The sequence below is a fragment of the Arhodomonas aquaeolei DSM 8974 genome, from assembly GCF_000374645.1.
Taxonomy (GTDB): Bacteria; Pseudomonadota; Gammaproteobacteria; order Nitrococcales; family Nitrococcaceae; genus Arhodomonas; species Arhodomonas aquaeolei.
This window is the reverse complement of record NZ_KB894801.1, coordinates 323,420-340,415: the sequence shown is the minus strand read 5'-3', so window position 1 is coordinate 340,415 and position 16,996 is coordinate 323,420. Positions and strand designations below refer to the sequence as shown.

The following is a 16,996-nucleotide window of genomic DNA, read 5'->3' as shown; positions in this document are numbered from 1 at the left end:
CTGATCCTGGTGACGGCGGCGATCGGGGTGATCGCCGCCGTCTTCGTTTGGCCGCAATCCTGGCTGCTGATCCGCGAAGACGGCGAGCTGCGTTACGTCTACCCCGCGCATGACGGGACGAGCTTCGCGTTGCGCTGGACCCATTCGGTGGAGCGGGAGAACTGGATCGAACGCTTTCGTCTGGACAACGGCCACATCGTCCTGGTCAGCACCCGTTTCAAGACCTTCGGCGCGGGCGTGCCGGCCCACGCCGGCAAGCGCACCACGCTGGAGAATGGCTGGGTGGTGATGAGCGATATCGATCGCGTCGTCGACCCGCTCGCCGTGCAGGCCGCGGCGGCGGAGAACTACAGTCTGCGCTACGATGGCGTCTGGCATACGCTCGGCCGGCCGGCCGAGGCGCCCATTCTCACGTTCGCCTATGCGCGCGCGCCGCTGTATCGCGTGCTGCCGACGCTGATTGCAAACCGCAGGGATTCACGAGGCACGGGCTGATCCTATGAGCGCTTCCCAGCCGAGCGGCGAGAGTCCGCAACCGGAGATCGCGTCGCGCGAGACGCTGGAAAAATACGACCGCGAGAGCGTGCTGCGCGACCGTCTGCCGCGGGCGATCATGCAGGTCGTGATCGTCGTGAGTGTGCTGCTCGCGCTGTTTCACCTGTACACCTCGTTCGCCGGGCCGCTGGTCGACATCAAGCAGCGCAGCATCCACCTGTACGTGCTGCTCGGGCTGACCTTCGTGCTCTATCCCTTCGCCAGGAAGGGCGCGCGCGACCGGCTGCCGCTGATCGAGGCGGTCCTCGCGCTGCTGGCGGTGGCCATCGGCTGCTACATGCTGTTCTCCGCCGACCGCGTGATCGCCGCGGCCGGGCGCATCAACAATGTCGACATGGTCGTGGGCCTGGCCGCGCTGGGACTGGTCATCGATGCCGCGCGGCGCGTTACCGGCTGGGGCCTGCCCGCGCTGGCGACGGTATTCCTGGCCTATGCCTTCTACTCCAAGCTGTCGCTGTATCCGGCCCTCAACGACTCCATCGTGCTGGCGACCACACGCCAGATCGTGTCGCACCTGGTCTATATCACCGAGGGACTGCTGGGCACGGCGGTGGCGGTGTCGGCGAGCTATATCATCCTGTTCATCCTGTTCGGCGCCTTCCTGATCAAATCCGGCCTGGGGCAGCTGTTCAACGACCTGGCGCTCGCGATCGCCGGCCCGTCGAAGGGCGGCCCGGCCAAGGTTGCGGTCATCGCCAGCGGCTTTCTCGGCTCGATCAACGGCTCGGCGATCGCCAACGTGGTGACCACCGGCGCGTTCACCATTCCGCTGATGAAGCGCACCGGCTATCGCTCCGAGTTCGCCGGCGCGGTCGAGGCCGCGGCGAGCGTGGGCGGCCAGATCCTGCCGCCGATCATGGGCGCGGCGGCCTTCATCATGGCCGAGGTGCTCGGCGTGCCCTACACCCGGATCATGCTGGCCGGCATCATCCCGGCGCTGCTGTTCTATCTGGGCATCCTGTTCCAGGTGCATCTGCGCGCGCTGCGCAACGGCCTGTCCGGCATCGACCGCGCCGAGCTGACGCCGGTGCGGGAAGTGATGCTCAAGCGCGGGCATCTGCTCATTCCCATGGTCGTGCTGCTGTGGCTGATCTTCGATGGGCGCGCGCCGTTCTTCGCCGCGTTCTGGTCGATCGCCTCCACCGTGCTCATCTGCGGTACGCCGCGGCTGGTCGCCGGCCTGTCGGTGGTGCTCGCGGCGCTGATCTTCGAGCCGCAGATCATGGCCTGGATCGACGCTCGGACCCTGCCACAGATGACGCTCGCGCGCTGGTGGCTGTTTGCCATCATCGCCGTGCCGATGGCGGTGAACTTCGCGCGCCGGTCGCTTTCGCTGGAGTCCGAGGTCATGGACATCGGCGATTGCCGCGACGCCATGACCGACGGCGTGCGCAACTCGATCCCGGTGGCCATTGCCTGCGGTGCGGTGGGCATCATCGTCGGCGTGGCCACGCTCACCGGAATCGCCCTGGACGCCGCCGACGCGGTCGTGACCATGGGCCAGTCGATTCCCTACGACATGCTGCGACTGCTGATCACGCTGGCGCTGACCATGGCCGCGTCCATCGTGCTCGGCATGGGCCTGCCCAGCATTCCCTGTTACATCATCACCTCGACCATGGCGGCGCCGATCCTGCTCAACCTGCCGCTGTTCCGCGAGCTGGCCGGTTCCAGCGATACCGCCATCTTCGTGGCGCACATGTTCGTGTTCTACTTCGGCATCTTCGCCAACCTCACGCCGCCGGTGGCGCTGGCCGCCTACGCCGGCGCCGGGATCTCCGGCGGCTCGCCGAACGCCACCGGCGTGCAGGCGATGAAGCTGGCCATCGCCGGCTTCGTGGTGCCCTACATGTTCGTGTTCGCCCACAGCATGCTCATCATCGACGCCACCTGGCTGAACGTCCTCCTGGTGGCCGCCACCGGCGTGCTCGGCGTGCTGCTGCTGGCGGTCGCGGTGGAGGGCTATATGCGGCGTGCGCTGAATCCGGGGTGGCGCGCCCTCGCACTGCTCGGGGCGCTGGCGCTCATCTACCCGGGGCTGGTCAGCGACGTGCTGGGCGCCGCCATCGCGGTGGTGCTGTTCGCGCTCGGCAGGCGCCCGGCGGTGCAGCCCGCGAGCGCGTCCGGGAGCTGAAACGCGGACCGGCGAAGGCCCGGGCGATGCCATAGAGCGGCGGCCCCGCCGGGGCCCGGGCGGTAGCTCAGTCCTGCCCGGCGGGCGCCTCGAGCTGCGCCGCGGCCCAGGCCGCCAGGGGATGCAGGCCGCCGCCGTTGCCGGCGAGGTAGGCGGCGAGGCGGGCACGCTTGTCCGGTGGCCAGAACTTGTGGAGGTGGTCGAGCACGCCCTCGCGGGCGCGCGCCTGCGGGTAGGCCTCGAAGTAGGCCGCGATCTGGTTCGCCTGGTGGACCATCTTGGCGTCATCCATCCCCGGTTGCCTCCGTTGCGGCGATGCGCTGGCCGCCGCAGCCGATGAGGAAGGACCCGCCCCGGGCGAGCGATACCAGGCTCATGTTGGCCCGGCGGGCGAGACGGATCGCGAGGGCCGTTGGGGCCGAGGCGGTGCACAGCAGCGGCACGCCGAAGGCCGCCGATTTCTGCACCATCTCGTAGCTGCAGCGGCTGGAGGTGACGACGAAGCCGGTCGCCGGCGCGACGCCGTCGCGCAGCAGTGCGCCGATGAGCTTGTCCAGTGCGTTGTGGCGACCCACGTCCTCGCGGGCGTGACGGATCGTGCCGTCGGCCGCGGCAAAGGCCGCGACGTGCATGGCCCCGGCGGCGGCGTTGCAGGGCTGCCAGTCCGGCAGTGCGGCCATGGCCGCGAGCAGCGCGGCGGGCGTGAATGCCGGGCCGTCAGCGACCGGCCGCACCGGGCGCACCGCCTCCTGCAGGCTGCGCACGCCACACAGGCCGCAGCTGCTCATCCCCGGTGTGGCGCGCTCGCGCCGGAGGTGGCCGGGGAGGGCGCCGTGGAGCCGGGCATGGGCGACCACGCCTTCCGGGCGGTCGGTGACCGTTACCGAGTCGACCTCGGCGGTGTCGCGGATGACGCCCTCGGTGAGCAGGAAGCCGTGGACGAAGTCCTCGACGTCCGCCGGGGAGGCCAGCATCACCGCGTAGTCGGTGTCGTTCACCACCACGGCGACGGGTGCCTCCTCCGGGAACACGCCGTCGCTGGAGCCGCGCTCCCCGGCGCTGTAGCGCTCCACCGTCAGCCGGCCGCTCACCCGCTCCACGGGGGGGCCGGGGCGCGGCGTGGCGGGCCGGCGGGGGGCGAGCGGGTCAGGCGCGCTCACGGGCGGTTACCTCCTCGGTCGTGCTTTCCTCGTGGGTGACGCGCTGCTGGCGCTCGCGGGCCTGTGCCTGGCTGTACTGCCATTCGGAAAGGGTGTGGCTCGGTGCCACCTCCACGGCGGTGACCTTGTACTCCGGGCACTCCGTGGCCCAGTCGGAGAATTCCGTGGTGACAACGTTGGTCGCGGTCTCCGGGAAGTGGAAGGTGGTGTAGACCACGCCGGGCATCATCCGCGGGCTGATGTGCGCGTGCAGGGTCGTCTCGCCGATGCGGCTGGCGAGGCGCACGCGCATGCCCTCGCGGATGCCGCGGGTCTCCGCGTCCTCCGGGTGGATTTCGAGGATGTCCTCATCGTGCCACACGCGGTTGTCCGTGCGCCGGGTCTGGGTGCCGACGTTGTACTGCGAGAGGATCCGCCCGGTGGTGAGCAGCAGCGGGAAGCGCCGGTTCGCCCGCTCGTCGGTGGCGACGTAGGGCGTGAGCAGGAACCGGCCGAGCCCGCGGACGAACTCGCCCACGTGCATGACCCGGGTGCCTTCCGGATGGGCCTCGTTGCACGGCCACTGGATGCTGCCGAGCTCGTCGATCTTCTCGAAGCTCACGCCGGCGAAGGTCGGCGTGGTCCGGGCGATCTCGTCCATGATCTCGCCGGGATGGCGGTAGTGCATGGGATAGCCCAGCGCCTGGGCGAGCGCCTGGGTGATCTCCCAGTCCGCCATGCCCGCCGGTGCCTCGCTGATCTTGCGCACCCGGTTGATCCGCCGTTCGGCGTTGGTGAAGGTGCCGTCCTTCTCCAGGAAGGTCGATCCCGGCAGGAAGACATGCGCGTAACGTGCGGTTTCGTTGAGGAAAAGGTCCTGGATGATGACGCACTCCATGCCTTCCAGGCCGGCGGCGATATGCCGGACGTTGGGGTCGGACTGGAGGATGTCCTCGCCCTGGATGTAGAGCCCCTTGAACGCGCCGCCGGTGGCCGCGTCGATCATGTTGGGGATACGCATGCCCGGCTCGGTGTCCAGGGTGACGCCCCACTCGCGCTCGAAGATCCCCCGCACGCCTTCGTCGGCGATGTGACGGTAGCCCGGCAGCTCGTGGGGGAAGGAGCCCATGTCGCAGGAGCCCTGGACATTGTTCTGCCCGCGCAGCGGGTTCACGCCCACGCCCTCGCGGCCGATGTTGCCCGTGGCCATCGCGAGGTTGGCCATGCCCATGACCATGGTCGAGCCCTGGCTGTGCTCGGTCACCCCGAGGCCGTAGTAGATCGCGGCGTTGCCGCCGGTGGCGTAGAGCCGGGCGGCGGCACGCAGGGTCGCGGCGGGTACGCCGGTGACCGCCTCGACGGCCTCCGGGGCGTTCTCCGGGCGCAGGATGAACTCGCGCCAGGCGGCGTACTCGTCCGTCTCGCAGCGGGTCCGGATGAAGCCGGCGTCCTCCAGGCCCTCGGCGATCACGGTGTGGGCGAGGGCGTTGACCAGCGCGACGTTCGTGCCCGGGCGGAGCTGGAGGTGGTAGTCCGCCGCCACGTGGGGCGAGCGCACCAGGTCGATGGCCCGGGGGTCGACGACGATCAGCCGCGCCCCGGCCCGCAGCCGGCGCTTGAGCTGGGAGGCGAACACCGGGTGGGCGTCGGTGGGGTTGGCGCCGATCACCAGCACCACGTCCGCGCTCTGAACGGAGTCGAAGTCCTGGGTGCCGGCGGAGGTGCCGAAGGTGTTCTTCAGCCCGTAGCCGGTAGGCGAGTGGCACACCCGCGCGCAGGTGTCGACGTTGTTGGTGCCGAACACCGCCCGCGCGAGCTTCTGCACCAGGAAGGTCTCCTCGTTGGTGCAGCGCGAGGAGGTGATCGCGCCCAGCACGCCGGGGCCGTGACGCTCGCGCAGCCCGTTCAGCCGTTCGGCGGCGAAGCCGATGGCCTCATCCCAGCTCACCTCGCGCCAGGCGTCGGTGATGCGCTCGCGGATCATCGGGCGGGTGATCCGGTCCGGGTGGTTGGTATACCCCCACGCGAAGCGGCCCTTCACGCAGGAGTGGCCGTGGTTCGCCTGGCCGTGCCTGTAGGGGACCATGCGCACGATGCGATCGCCGCGGAGCTCCGCCTGGAAGGAGCAGCCCACGCCGCAGTAGGCGCAGGTGGTGACCACGGCGCGCTCCGGTGCGCCGGCCTCGATGACGGTCTTCTCCTCCAGCGCCTCGGTGGGGCAGGCCTGCACGCAGGCGCCGCAGGAGACGCACTCGGAACTCAGGAAATCGTCCTCGCCGGTGCCGGCGCTGATCATCGAGGCGAAGCCGTGGCCGTCCACGGTCAGGGCGAAGGTGCCCTGGATCTCGTTACAGGCGCGCACGCAGCGCGAGCACACGATGCAGCGGCTGGGATCGAAGCGGAAGTACGGGTTGGAGTCATCGACGGCCGCGGTCTGGTGGTTGCGTGCCGAGGGGTAGCGGCTCGCTTCCACCCCGAGACGGGCGGCCATGGCCAGGAGCTCGTCGTCGCCGTGGCCCTCGCCGGTGACGCTGGTGCCGGGGTGGTCGGTGAGGTAGAGCTCGACGACGTTGCGGCGCAGGCGCCGGACGGTATCGCCGGCGGTGCGCACCACCATGCCGTCCTCCACCGGCGTGGTGCACGAGGCGGGGTAGCCCCTGCGCCCCTCGATCTCCACCAGGCAGAGCCGGCAGGAGCCGAAGGGCTCCAGGCTGTCGGTGGCGCACAGCCGGGGGATGTCCACGCCCGCGGTCATGGCCGCGCGCATGACCGATGTCCCCTCGGGAACCGTGACCGCCTGGCCGTCGATCTCCAGGCTGACGCTCGCCTCCGCGGTCCGTTCCGGGGTGCCGTAGTCGATGGGTCTGATTGCCGCCATTGCCTCCTCCCGGATCCGTCAGGACCCGACGGCCTGCCGGTTGAAGTCGTCGGGGAAGTGGTTGAGGGCGGAGAGCACCGGGTGGGGTGCCATGCCGCCGTGGGCGCACAGCGAGCCCTGGATCATGGTCTCGCAGAGCTCGCGCAGCAGCGCCGTGTTCGACTCCCGGGCCTCGCCGTCGACGATGCGGTCGATCACCTCCTGGGCGCGGACCGAGCCGATCCGGCACGGGGTGCACTTGCCGCAGGACTCGATGGCGCAGAACTCCATGGCGAAGCGCGCCTGCTCGGCCATGTCGACGGTGTCGTCGAAGACCACGATGCCGCCGTGGCCGATCATCCCGCCGCGCTCGGCCAGCGCCTCGTAGTCCAGCGGCACGTCCAGTGCCGAGGCCGGCAGATAGGCGCCCAGCGGGCCGCCGGCCTGCACCGCGCGCACCGCCCGCCCGGAGGCGGTGCCGCCGCCGAGCTCGTCGATGACGTCGGCCAGCGATACGCCGAAGGGCACCTCGTATAGCCCGGGGCGGCGGACGTTGCCGCACAGCTGCACGGTGAGGGTGCCGCGGGACTTGCCGTGGCCGAGGGTGGCGTAGGCCTCGGCGCCGTCGGCGAGGATCGCCGGCACCGTGGCCAGGGTGACGACGTTGTTCACCACCGTGGGCCGGCCCATGAAGCCCCGGATCGCCGGCAGCGGGGGCTTGAAGCGCACCTCGCCGCGATGGCCCTCGAGGCTTTCCAGCAGCGAGGTCTCCTCGCCGCAGATGTAGACCCCGGCACCCATGCGCAGCTCGATGTCGAAGGTGTGCCCGGCGCCGAGGACGTCCGCGCCGAGCAGGCCGTTGTGCCGGGCGATGTCCAGGGCGGTCAGCAGCGAGGCCCGTGCGGCAGGGTATTCGCAGCGCAGGTAGATGTAGCCGTGAACGGCGCCGACGGCGATACCGGCGATGGCCATGCCCTCGATGAGGGCGAGGGGGTCGCCCTCCATGAGCATGCGGTCGGCGAAGGTGCCGCTGTCGCCCTCGTCGGCATTGCAGACGATGACCTTGCCCGGGCCGTCGGCATCGAGCACGGTCTGCCACTTGCGGCCGGTGGGGAACCCGGCGCCGCCGCGCCCGCGCAGCCCGGAGGCCGTGACCGCGTCGACGATCGACTGCCGCTCCATGTCCAGGGCCCGGCGCAGGCCGCGAGTGCCCCCGTGGGCGACGAAGTCGTCCCAGTCGTCGGGCACGACACGGCCGAGGCGGCGGCAGGTGAAGCGGTTCTGGCCCTGGTCGGCGAGCAGGGTGTCGACGTCGCCAATGCGCAGCGGATGCCCGGTATCGGGATGGCGGAGCGCCTCGACCAGGCCGGGCACGGCCGCGGCGGTGACCGGTCCGAAGCCGATACGCCGGTCCCCGTGGTCGACCTCCACCAGCGGCTCCAGGGCGTAGAGGCCGCGGGCGCCGGTGCGCAGCGGCGAGAGGGCCGGGTCGGCGGCGGTGATCGCGGCGGCGACCTCGTCCGCCCCGATGGACACCGCGGCGCTGTCGCGGGGGAGGTAGACACTCATGACGGCATCCCCCCGTTGGCGGCGGCGACCAGCTCGTGCACGCGCTCCGGGGTCATCCGCCCGAGCGTGCGCCCGTCCCACTGTGCCGACGGGCCGCAGGGGCAGTTGCCCAGGCAGTAGACCGGCTCGATCTCGACCCGCCCGTCCGGCACCGCGGACAGTGCCTGGGCCGCCGCCCACACGGCCCGGCCACCGACGGCCTGGCAGGCCTCGGCACGGCAGACCTTGAGCCGGTGTGCCCGGGCCGGTTCGGCGTGGAAATCGGTGTAGAAGCGGACCACGCCGTGGACCTCGGCACGGGTGAGGTTGAGCGTGTACGCGACGTGCCGCACGGCCTCATCCGGGATATGGCCGAACGTGTCCTGGACGTCGTGCAGGATCGCCAGCAACGGTCCCTCGCGGCCGCTGTGCCGCCGGCAGATCGCTGCAATGGTCGACGGCAGTGTGCCGTCACTCTCCTCCGTCGTCATTGCCTCAGGCCCCCCGGTTGCGGGTGTTCAGGGTCCCGGTGTCTGCAACAACCACCTGCCACCAGTATGTTCGTGGTGAGGGCGGTCTGCCACGTCTCGTGACCATGGCGTTCATGCTGGGACGCTACGGCCCCGGGTGGTGTCCCGATCCCGAATCCAAGTGGTCCGTGATCGACATCCTGACCGCCGGTCGGCGGGATCGCCGCGGGGACGGGCGCCGTCGCGGCGGTGCCCGCCATAATGAGGGGACGATCCCGTCCGGGAGGGAGCGACGATGGACAACGAGCTCGAGCCGGTGGTGGGGCAGTGGTACTGGCACCACGACAAGGGCCAGGCGTTCGTGGTCGTCGCCGTGGAGGCCGATGGCGCCGTGGAGATCCAGCACTACGATGGCGACCTGGAGGCCGTGGACGGCGATGGCTGGCCGGCGATGGACATCGAGCTCGGGGCGCCCACGGAGGACTGGAGCGGGCCGGTGGACGAGTCGGAGGACGACACCGGCACCGACTCCGACGCGCTCGCCGACCGAGACGCGCGGGTATCCGGCGTCGCCCCGTTCCGCCGGCCCTGCGAGCCGTGGGCGCACGACCCCGAGGCCCGCGAGGCCGGGGGCGCCGGGGAGGATGACGAGGACGAGCCGCCGCCGGATGACGAGTCCCCCTGAGCGGGGCGTCGGCGGTGGTATCGTGGCGTAGGCTGGAGCGGTTCATGTGCGACAGGGAAGGCGGACGATGAAGTACCCCGACATCGCGCTGTTCACCCTCGACGCGGGGCGTGATTACGGCGCCCGGGTGGCGGCGTGTCTGGGCATCGAGCTGGCGCGTCACGAGGAGCGGGACTTCGAGGACGGCGAGCACAAGGCTCGCCCGCTGGAGAGCGTGCGCGGCCGCGACGTCTACGTCGTCCAGGGCCTGCACGGCGAGCCCGGTGCCGGCGTCGACGACAAGCTCGTGCGCCTGCTCTTCTTCCTGGGCGCGCTGCGGGACGCCGACCCGGCCAGGCTGACGGTGGTCATCCCCTATCTCGCCTATGCCCGCAAGGAGCGCCGCACCAAGCCGCGGGACCCGGTGATCAGCCGCTACCTGGCGGCGCTGCTCGAGGCGGTGGGCGTACAGCGCGTGGCGGCGCTGGACGTGCACAACCCGGCGGCCTTCGAGAACGCCTTCCGCGTGCCCGCGATCCACCTGGAGGCACGCCCGCTGCTCGCCGGCGAGCTGCTCCGCGCCGGGACGGGCGATGGCCTTGTGGTGGTCTCCCCGGACACCGGCGGCTACAAGCGTGCCGAGCGTTTCCGCGAGACCCTGGAGGCGCGCACCGGTGGTACGCCCGGCATGGCCTTCATGGAGAAGAAGCGCAGCGGCGGCGTGGTCTCCGGGGAGCGACTGGTCGGGGAGGTCGCCGGGTGCGACGCGGTGATCGTCGATGACCTGATCAGCACCGGCGGCACGGTCGCCCGGGCGGCGTCGGCGGCGCATGCCGCCGGCGCGGCGTCGGTCACCGCCGTCGCCAGTCACGGCCTGTTCACCGGCGACGCCGCGCGGACCCTCGCCGCGGCGCCGTTGACGCGGCTGCTCGTCACCGACAGCGTGCCGGCGTTCAGGCTGGGCGATGCGCTGCCGCCGGGCCGCCTGGGCGTCGTGGATACCGCCGGTTTCATGGCGGAGGCGGTGCGCCGGCTGCATGCCGGTGGTTCCATCGTCTCGATGATGGCGGACTAGGGTGGCACTGGCGGTGATCGGCTGCGGCGCCTAGCCGAGCACCCGCTCCCGGGCCAGCGTCAGGTAGGCGCCGGCGCGCTCCAGCCACTTCTCCCGGTCCCGTGACGGATCCCGGTCCAGGTGCCACACCGCGAGCTTCGCCCAGAGCAGGGCGCGACGGCCGGTGTAGGCCGCGATCAGGCGGTCGCCGGGGGCGTCACCGCTGACCTCCGTGTAACGCTGCAGCAGCCGCGGGCCGATCCAGTCGGCGCCCAGCCGGGCGCATTCCAGCGCCAGGAAGGCGAGCTCGTCCGCCGGATCGACGATCCGCAGGGCGCGGTCGAACTCCAGGCAGTCGATCACCACGGGCCCGGGGGTGAAGTACACGTGTTCGGCGCGCAGGTCCCCGTGGCCCTCCACGACGCGGCCCTCGCGCAGCCGCCGAGCGATCTCGTCGGCCCGGTCGTCCAGGAGGCCGTGCACGTCGCGGGCGACGCGGCGGATCAGCGTCCGGTCGAGGCCGTAGCGGGGAACGGCGAGCGCCGTGCTGTCCGCGTCGACGTGCTCGCGGATGACCTCGATCCAGGCATGGGGCTCCGGCGTGAACGGGGCGCGCGCGGCGTAGAAGCCCGCCAGCGTGTCGGCGAGGGCGTCGATGTCGGCGGGCGGCACACCGTCGGCGGGCAACCGCTGCGCGAGGCAGTCGCGCTCGCGTAGCCGCTGCATGCCCACCAGGTACGCCAGCGGCGGGCCATCGCCGTCGAGTACCAGGTGGCCGCCGTCCGTGGCGGTGACCGCGGCCACGCCGAGATAGACCGTCGGGGCGAGGCGGCGGTTGAGGCGCACCTCCTCGCGGCAGTGGCGCCCGCGCGCGGCCGGGCTGGCGTAGTCGAGCCAGGGGTAGAGCAGGGCCTTCTTGAGCTTGAACGCGCGTTCGCCGGCGAGGATCACCCAGGAGAGGTGGGTCTCGATGACGGCATCCGCCGGGGCGGGGAGGTCGTGGCCCGCGAGCTGGTCCACGAGCCGGCGCTGGTGCGCACGCTGTGCTGCGATCGCGGTGGACGACATCCCTTCGCGGTCCCTCCGTGTTCCGGCATGCCGGGCGCCCTTGCCGCCGACGGCCTCTCCGGAGCATAGCCGAGACGTTCCCCCGGGAACGAGGGGCGTGTCCCGCTGTCGATTGGAGCGGTGACTGCTGACCCGGCGGCCCGGCACGGGTACCATCCTGCCAGGGAACGGCGGCGCCCGCGGGGACGACCGCATCATGCAGACGAGTAAGGAGCACACACGCATGCACCGATCCATTCCGCGCGCGCTGGCGCGATTCGTCCGTCTCGCACTGGTCCCGGCGGGGTTGGTCCTGGGGCTCGCCCCGGCTCACGCGGCCGAACTCCCGGCCCCGCTGCAGTCCCTTGCGGTGCAGGGGGTGGATGTCGGCGAGCCGTTCGAGGCCGCGGGCGGGCTGACCGGCTACGTGATCTCGGCCCAGGGCCGGACGATGACCGCCTATGTCACCCCGGACGGCGAGCACGCGGTGATCGGTACGCTGGTGGACGCGGACGGCGAGAACCTCAGTCAGCCAGTGATCGACCGCGCCGCCCGTGCGCCCCTCGATCCCAAGGTCTGGGACCGGCTCGCCGACAGCCGCTGGATCACCGACGGGGCGGAGGACGCCGGCCGTGTGGTCTACGTCTTCACCGACCCCAACTGCCCCTACTGCCACCGCTTCTGGCAGGCGAGCCGGCCCTGGGTGGAGGCGGGCGAGGTCCAGCTCCGTCACATCATGGTGGGGGTGATCCGCCCGAGCAGCGGCCCGAAGGCGGCGACCCTGCTCGCCTCGGGCGATCCGTCGAAGGCGCTGCAGGCCCACGAGCGCAGCTACGAACAGGGCGGTGTCACGCCCCGGGACGACATCCCGGAGGCCGCGCGCAAGGCCGTACAGGCCAACGGCGCCCTGATGCAGGAGCTGGGGTACCGGGGCACGCCCACGGTGGTCTTCCGTAACGACGCCGGCGAGGTGCATCACGTCCAGGGGCTGCCGCGGGGCGATGACCTCACCCGGGCCATGGGCGGGCCTCACCCGGAATAGCGCGACAGAGACGGGAGCAGGGCCATGGAGCTGGGTTTCTACGGGGCGACGCGGGAGGTGACGGGCTCGTGCTTCCTGCTCGAGGTCGGCCGCCGGCGGGTGCTGGTGGACTGCGGACTGATCCAGGGCAGCCGCCGGCACGAACGGCACAACCGGGATCCGTTCCCCTTCGAGGCGTCGTCCATCGACGCGGTGGTGCTCACCCATGCCCACCTCGATCACTCCGGGCGCCTGCCGCTGCTGATCAAGCGCGGGTTCCGCGGGCGGATCTTCACCCATCGGGCGACCGTGGACCTGTGCCGGATCATGCTCGAGGACGCGGGCTACCTCAACGAGAAGGAGGCCCAGTGGGAGAACCGCAAGCGCGAGCGCAAGGGCCTGCGCCCGGTGGAGCCGCTCTACACCCGCGAGGAGGCGCGAGTGTCGACCCACCGCTTCCACGGTCTGGACTACGGCCAGGAGCGGGAGGTGGTGCCCGGCGTGCGGCTGACCCTGCGTGACGCCGGCCACATCCTGGGCTCGGCGCTTGCGGTACTGGACCTGGAGGAGGCGGGGACGCGGCGCCGGGTCGTCTTCAGCGGGGACCTGGGCCATACGGGCACGCCCATCCTGCGCGATCCGGAGACCATCGATCGGGCCGATCTCGTGGTGATGGAGAGCACCTACGGCGACCGCCGTCACCGTAGCTGGGAGGAGACCTGGGCGGAGCTCGGCGGGATCTTCCGCGAGGCGCGCCAGGCCGGCGGCAACGTGCTCGTACCCACCTTCGCCGTCGACCGCACACAGATGCTGCTCTACATGTTCAAGCGCTACTACGAGGATTGGGGGCTGGACGACTGGCAGATCTTTCTCGACAGCCCCATGGCGATCAAGGCCACCCGGGTGTATGCGCGTCACACGGCCCTCTACGACGAGCGTGCCGCCGCCTTCGAGCGCGCCCACGGCGAGCTCTTCGATCTCCCGAACCTGAGCCTGTCGGAGTCCACCGAGGCCTCGATGGGCATCAACCGGATCCGCAGCGGCGCGGTGATCGTCGCCGGCAGCGGCATGTGCACTGGCGGGCGGATCAAGCACCACCTCAAACACAACATCTGGCGGCGGGAGGCACAGGTGGTGATCACCGGCTTCCAGGCGGCGGGTACCCTGGGCCGGGCACTGGTGGACGGGGCCAGCCATATCCGTCTCTGGGGCGAGACGGTCCGCGTGCAGGCGACGGTGCATACCGTGGGCGGCCTCTCCGCCCATGCGGACCAGGATGGGCTCGCCGGCTGGTACACCGGCTTCGGGGACGCACCACCGGTGGCGGTGGTCCACGGCGAGCCGGATGCCCAGGACGCCCTCGTCGCCCGGCTGCAGGCCGACGGCGCGGCACACGCCCGCGCAATGCGCTACGGCGAGCGCCTGGATCTCGTGGCGTCCGGGGCCGGTCTCGGAGGCTGACCGCTCAGCCGGCGATGAACACGGCGTGGAGCAGCCGCCCGGGGACCAGGGTGAACGCACCGGCCCCGATCAGCGCGAAGGCGAACAGCGACACCATTGCCGCGCGGTGCGCCCGGACATGCCCGGCGCGCACGGCCCGTACCGCCTGAACGAGGGTTGCCAGGGTGACCAGCGACAGGACGTGGATCGGGCTCCAGTCCCCCCAGACCCGCAGCTCGTGGATGAACAGCGAGCTGATCGCCGTGACCGCCATGAGTGCGACCCAGATCCGGCCGACGCGGCGGTGACGGGTGCCGCCGCGGCGTAGCGTGAACTGCGCGATACCCAGCGCCAGCGCGAGCACGGCGGCGGCGACGTGTACCTGGATTACGGCAGGGGCGGCGAGCAGCGGCTGGAGGTGCATGTGTCGGGCCCGGGTGCAACGTGTTGCATAATGCTGGCACCGGACCGAAAGATATGCAATCGGATGCATACAAGGGATGACGAATGGCACTGCGTTTCGCCCTGCTGACCGCCCTTCAGGAGTGCCCGGCCACGGGTTACGAACTGACGCGCACCTTTCGCGAACGGCTCGGGCACGTGTGGCCGGCGAGCCATCAGCAGATCTACCGGGAGCTGGCACGGCTCCACGAGGCCGGGTCCCTCGCCATGGAGCCGCTGCCCCACGACGACCGGCCGGACGCCAAGCGCTACCGGGTCACCCCGGCCGGCGAGGCCGCACTGCGGGAGTGGCTCGCCGAGCCCCATGCACCGCCAACGGTACGGGACCCCTTCCTGGTGAAGCTCTTCGCCGGCGAGCTGCTTGACGATGCCGCCATGCTCGGGGAGATCGACCGGCGGCGGGCCTTCTGGCGGGACCGGCTCGCCGTCTATCGGGGGATCGAGGCCGCGTACTTCAGTGATCCGGCGTCTCTGCCGCGCCGTTACCGGCTGCAGCATCTGGCGTTGCGACGGGGCATCGTCACCGCCGAGGGGCTGCTCGGCTGGCTCGACGAGCTCGCGGCGGCGTTCGCGCCGGGATGACAGGGGGATTGCACCGCGGTCGGTCATCCGCTAATTAGGGACGGGAGCGGCCTGCCAGGAAGCGTCCGGCGTAACGGGCTGCGTGACACCGATCATCGCCCGTGGGGGTGTCGGTTCGGACGGTGTGCGCCCCGCCGTTGGCCGATGGTGCACGACATGATCGCCGTTTCCATCAGGGGAGGACGGATGATGGTGGATGAGCAGGTCCGCGGGCAGCCGGGTGTCCCGCCACGGCTCAACGAGCCGGCCCCCGATTTCCGGGCGGATACCACGGCCGGCGAGCGCTCGCTGGCCGACTATCGGGGGCGCTGGCTCGTGCTGTTCTCCCACTCGGCCGATTTCACCCCGGTGTGTACCAGCGAATTCCTGGCGTTCGCGCGGGCCCAGGACCGGTTCGACGCGCTGGGTGCGGACCTGCTGGGCCTGTCCGTGGACAGCGAGTTCGCCCACATTGCGTGGATGCAGTCCATCCGGGAGAAATTCGGCGTGGCGGTGCGCTTCCCCATCATCGCGGATGCCAGGATGGAAGTGGCGCGGGCCTACGGCATGATCCACGACGGGGCGTCGGACCGTTCGGCGGTCCGGGCGACGTTCGTCATCGATCCGGACGGCGTGCTGCGCTCCATGCACTATTACCCCATGCCCAACGGCCGCTCCATCGACGAGATCCTGCGCCTGCTCCAGGCGTTGCAGACCTCGGACCGCCACGGCGTCGCCACGCCGGCCGACTGGCAGCCCGGCGAGCCGGTGATCGTCCCGCCGCCGCGAACCTCGGAGGCGGCGGGGGAGCGCCTCGCCGACAGCGGGTACACCGTCACCGACTGGTATTTCGCCAAGACCCTGATCGTCGAGTAGGGCGGTGCGGCGGCCGCACCCGGTTCGCGCCATGCGGCCCGGGCGTTCCGTCGCCGTCGCGCGGACGAATTGACCGCGTGGGACGGCTCCCCTAATGTAAATCGCTTCCCAATAATCACTAGTCAAAACAATCCCCGGGAGGGCACATGATCCCGTCGATCAAACAGCTGTTTTCCACTGCGATCCTGACCGCCGGCCTGGTGGCAGGTACCGTCCAGGCCCAGGACGGGCTCGCGGACATGGAACCGGTGACCCTGAAACTGGCTCACGTGGTCAACAAGGAGGACGGCTTCCATCTCGCTGCCGAGCGGTTCGCGAAGCTGGTCGACGAGCGCACCGACGGGGCCGTGACCATCGAGATCTATCCCAATGCCCAGCTCGGCGACGAGCGCACGCTGCTCGAGGGCATGCAGATGGGCACCGTGGACATGGGCGTGATCACCAACGGCCCGGTGGCGAACTTCGTCGAGGAGATCGCCGTGTTCGAGCTGCCGTTCCTCTTCCCCTCCCGCGAGGCGGCCTACGAGGTGCTGGACGGTCCGGTGGGGCAGGATCTGCTCGACGAGCTCGAGCGCGTCAACCTCAAGGGCCTCGCCTATGCCGAGCGCGGTTTCCGCAACCTCACCAACAGCGTGCACCCGGTGCATACGCCCGCGGACGTCGAGGGCCTGAAGATCCGGGTCATGGAGAACCCGGTCTACATCGACACCTTCCGCGCGCTCGGCGCCAACGCCGTGCCCATGGCCTGGACCGAGGCGCTGACGGCGATGCAGCAGGGCACCATCGATGGCCAGGAGAACCCGGTCAACGTGGTCGAGTCGTTCAAGCTCTACGAGACCCAGAAGTACATGTCGATGACGCGCCACACCTACGCACCGGCGCTGTTCGTGATGAGCCTGAACGTCTGGAACCGCCTGCCGGCCGAGGCCCGGGACGTCCTCCAGCGCTCCGCCCAGGAGGCCGCCGAGTATGAGCGCAGGATGAACGCGGAGATGCAGGCCGAGCAGCTGCAGACGCTGCGCGACAACGGCATGGAGATCGTCATGGAGCCCGACGTCGCCGCCTTCCAGGAGGCCGTGCAGCCGGTCTACGAGAAGTACGGCGAGCGCTTCGGCTCGTATCTCGATCGCATCCGCGAGCAGCTCCAGTAAGCCCACCGCGTTGCCGG

The 16,996-nt window shown here is 70.8% G+C and carries 16 protein-coding genes; 9 read left to right on the top strand and 7 right to left on the bottom strand.

Going from position 1 to position 16,996, the window contains the following annotated elements:
* Positions 1-9 precede the first annotated feature (9 nt).
* Entirely contained in the window at positions 10-495 is a 486-nt protein-coding gene (locus C516_RS0103860; RefSeq protein ID WP_211210569.1) for a DUF1850 domain-containing protein, read from the top strand.
* 4 nt (positions 496-499) lie between these two features.
* On the top strand, positions 500-2,689 hold the full coding sequence (locus C516_RS0103855) for a TRAP transporter permease (RefSeq protein ID WP_018717051.1): 2,190 nt from the start codon (positions 500-502) through the stop codon (positions 2,687-2,689).
* A gap of 67 nt (positions 2,690-2,756) precedes the next feature.
* On the opposite strand, the gene C516_RS0103850 is transcribed toward C516_RS0103855, so the two are convergent.
* The 5 genes from C516_RS0103850 to C516_RS0103830 are packed head-to-tail and all read right to left on the bottom strand — an operon-like array spanning position 2,757 to position 8,724.
* On the bottom strand, positions 2,757-2,981 hold the full coding sequence (locus tag C516_RS0103850) for a formate dehydrogenase subunit delta (RefSeq protein ID WP_018717050.1): 225 nt from the start codon (positions 2,979-2,981) through the stop codon (positions 2,757-2,759).
* The gene (gene fdhD / locus C516_RS18465) at positions 2,974-3,849 is read right to left on the bottom strand and encodes a formate dehydrogenase accessory sulfurtransferase FdhD (protein ID WP_018717049.1); all 876 of its coding nucleotides are present in this window, start codon (positions 3,847-3,849) and stop codon (positions 2,974-2,976) included. The genes C516_RS0103850 and fdhD overlap by 8 nt, the downstream gene beginning before the upstream one ends.
* Positions 3,836-6,706 carry a formate dehydrogenase subunit alpha gene (gene fdhF / locus C516_RS0103840; protein ID WP_018717048.1) on the bottom strand — a complete coding sequence of 957 codons (2,871 nt, stop codon included), beginning with the start codon at positions 6,704-6,706 and terminating at the stop codon, positions 3,836-3,838. Before fdhF ends, fdhD begins: the two co-directional genes overlap by 14 nt.
* An 18-nt stretch (positions 6,707-6,724) precedes the next feature.
* Positions 6,725-8,254, bottom strand: a complete 1,530-nt coding sequence (locus tag C516_RS0103835) for an NADH-ubiquinone oxidoreductase-F iron-sulfur binding region domain-containing protein (RefSeq protein ID WP_018717047.1) — start codon at positions 8,252-8,254, stop codon at positions 6,725-6,727.
* Complete coding sequence (locus C516_RS0103830) at positions 8,251-8,724, bottom strand: NAD(P)H-dependent oxidoreductase subunit E (RefSeq protein ID WP_018717046.1); 474 nt, start codon at positions 8,722-8,724, stop codon at positions 8,251-8,253. Before C516_RS0103830 ends, C516_RS0103835 begins: the two co-directional genes overlap by 4 nt.
* A gap of 274 nt (positions 8,725-8,998) precedes the next feature.
* Between C516_RS0103830 and C516_RS20330 the strand changes: the two genes are divergently transcribed.
* Positions 8,999-9,388, top strand: a complete 390-nt coding sequence (locus C516_RS20330; protein ID WP_018717045.1) for a DUF6763 family protein — start codon at positions 8,999-9,001, stop codon at positions 9,386-9,388.
* Positions 9,389-9,455: 67 nt separating this feature from the next.
* The gene (locus C516_RS0103820) at positions 9,456-10,442 is read left to right on the top strand and encodes a ribose-phosphate diphosphokinase (RefSeq protein ID WP_018717044.1); all 987 of its coding nucleotides are present in this window, start codon (positions 9,456-9,458) and stop codon (positions 10,440-10,442) included.
* 30 nt (positions 10,443-10,472) lie between these two features.
* On the opposite strand, the gene C516_RS0103815 is transcribed toward C516_RS0103820, so the two are convergent.
* Positions 10,473-11,489: a hypothetical protein gene (locus tag C516_RS0103815; protein WP_018717043.1), complete on the bottom strand. Its 1,017-nt coding sequence runs from the start codon at positions 11,487-11,489 to the stop codon at positions 10,473-10,475.
* Between the two features lie 223 nt (positions 11,490-11,712).
* Here C516_RS0103815 and dsbG point away from each other — a divergent pair, with 223 nt between their 5' ends.
* On the top strand, positions 11,713-12,510 hold the full coding sequence (gene dsbG / locus C516_RS0103810; protein WP_018717042.1) for a thiol:disulfide interchange protein DsbG: 798 nt from the start codon (positions 11,713-11,715) through the stop codon (positions 12,508-12,510).
* A gap of 24 nt (positions 12,511-12,534) precedes the next feature.
* Positions 12,535-13,950, top strand: a complete 1,416-nt coding sequence (locus tag C516_RS0103805) for an MBL fold metallo-hydrolase RNA specificity domain-containing protein (protein ID WP_018717041.1) — start codon at positions 12,535-12,537, stop codon at positions 13,948-13,950.
* A 4-nt stretch (positions 13,951-13,954) separates the two neighbouring features.
* Here the strand turns inward: C516_RS0103805 and C516_RS0103800 are convergent, their stop codons facing one another.
* Entirely contained in the window at positions 13,955-14,353 is a 399-nt protein-coding gene (locus tag C516_RS0103800) for a DUF2306 domain-containing protein (RefSeq protein WP_018717040.1), read from the bottom strand.
* An 83-nt stretch (positions 14,354-14,436) separates the two neighbouring features.
* On the opposite strand from C516_RS0103800, the gene C516_RS0103795 reads away from it, so the two are divergent.
* The 3 genes from C516_RS0103795 to C516_RS0103785 all read left to right on the top strand — a co-directional run bounded on the left by C516_RS0103795 (position 14,437) and on the right by C516_RS0103785 (position 16,979).
* Complete coding sequence (locus tag C516_RS0103795; protein ID WP_018717039.1) at positions 14,437-14,973, top strand: PadR family transcriptional regulator; 537 nt, start codon at positions 14,437-14,439, stop codon at positions 14,971-14,973.
* Between the two features lie 186 nt (positions 14,974-15,159).
* Positions 15,160-15,828: a peroxiredoxin gene (locus C516_RS0103790; RefSeq protein ID WP_018717038.1), complete on the top strand. Its 669-nt coding sequence runs from the start codon at positions 15,160-15,162 to the stop codon at positions 15,826-15,828.
* Between the two features lie 146 nt (positions 15,829-15,974).
* Complete coding sequence (locus tag C516_RS0103785; protein ID WP_018717037.1) at positions 15,975-16,979, top strand: TRAP transporter substrate-binding protein; 1,005 nt, start codon at positions 15,975-15,977, stop codon at positions 16,977-16,979.
* The last annotated feature ends 17 nt before the right edge of the window (positions 16,980-16,996 follow it).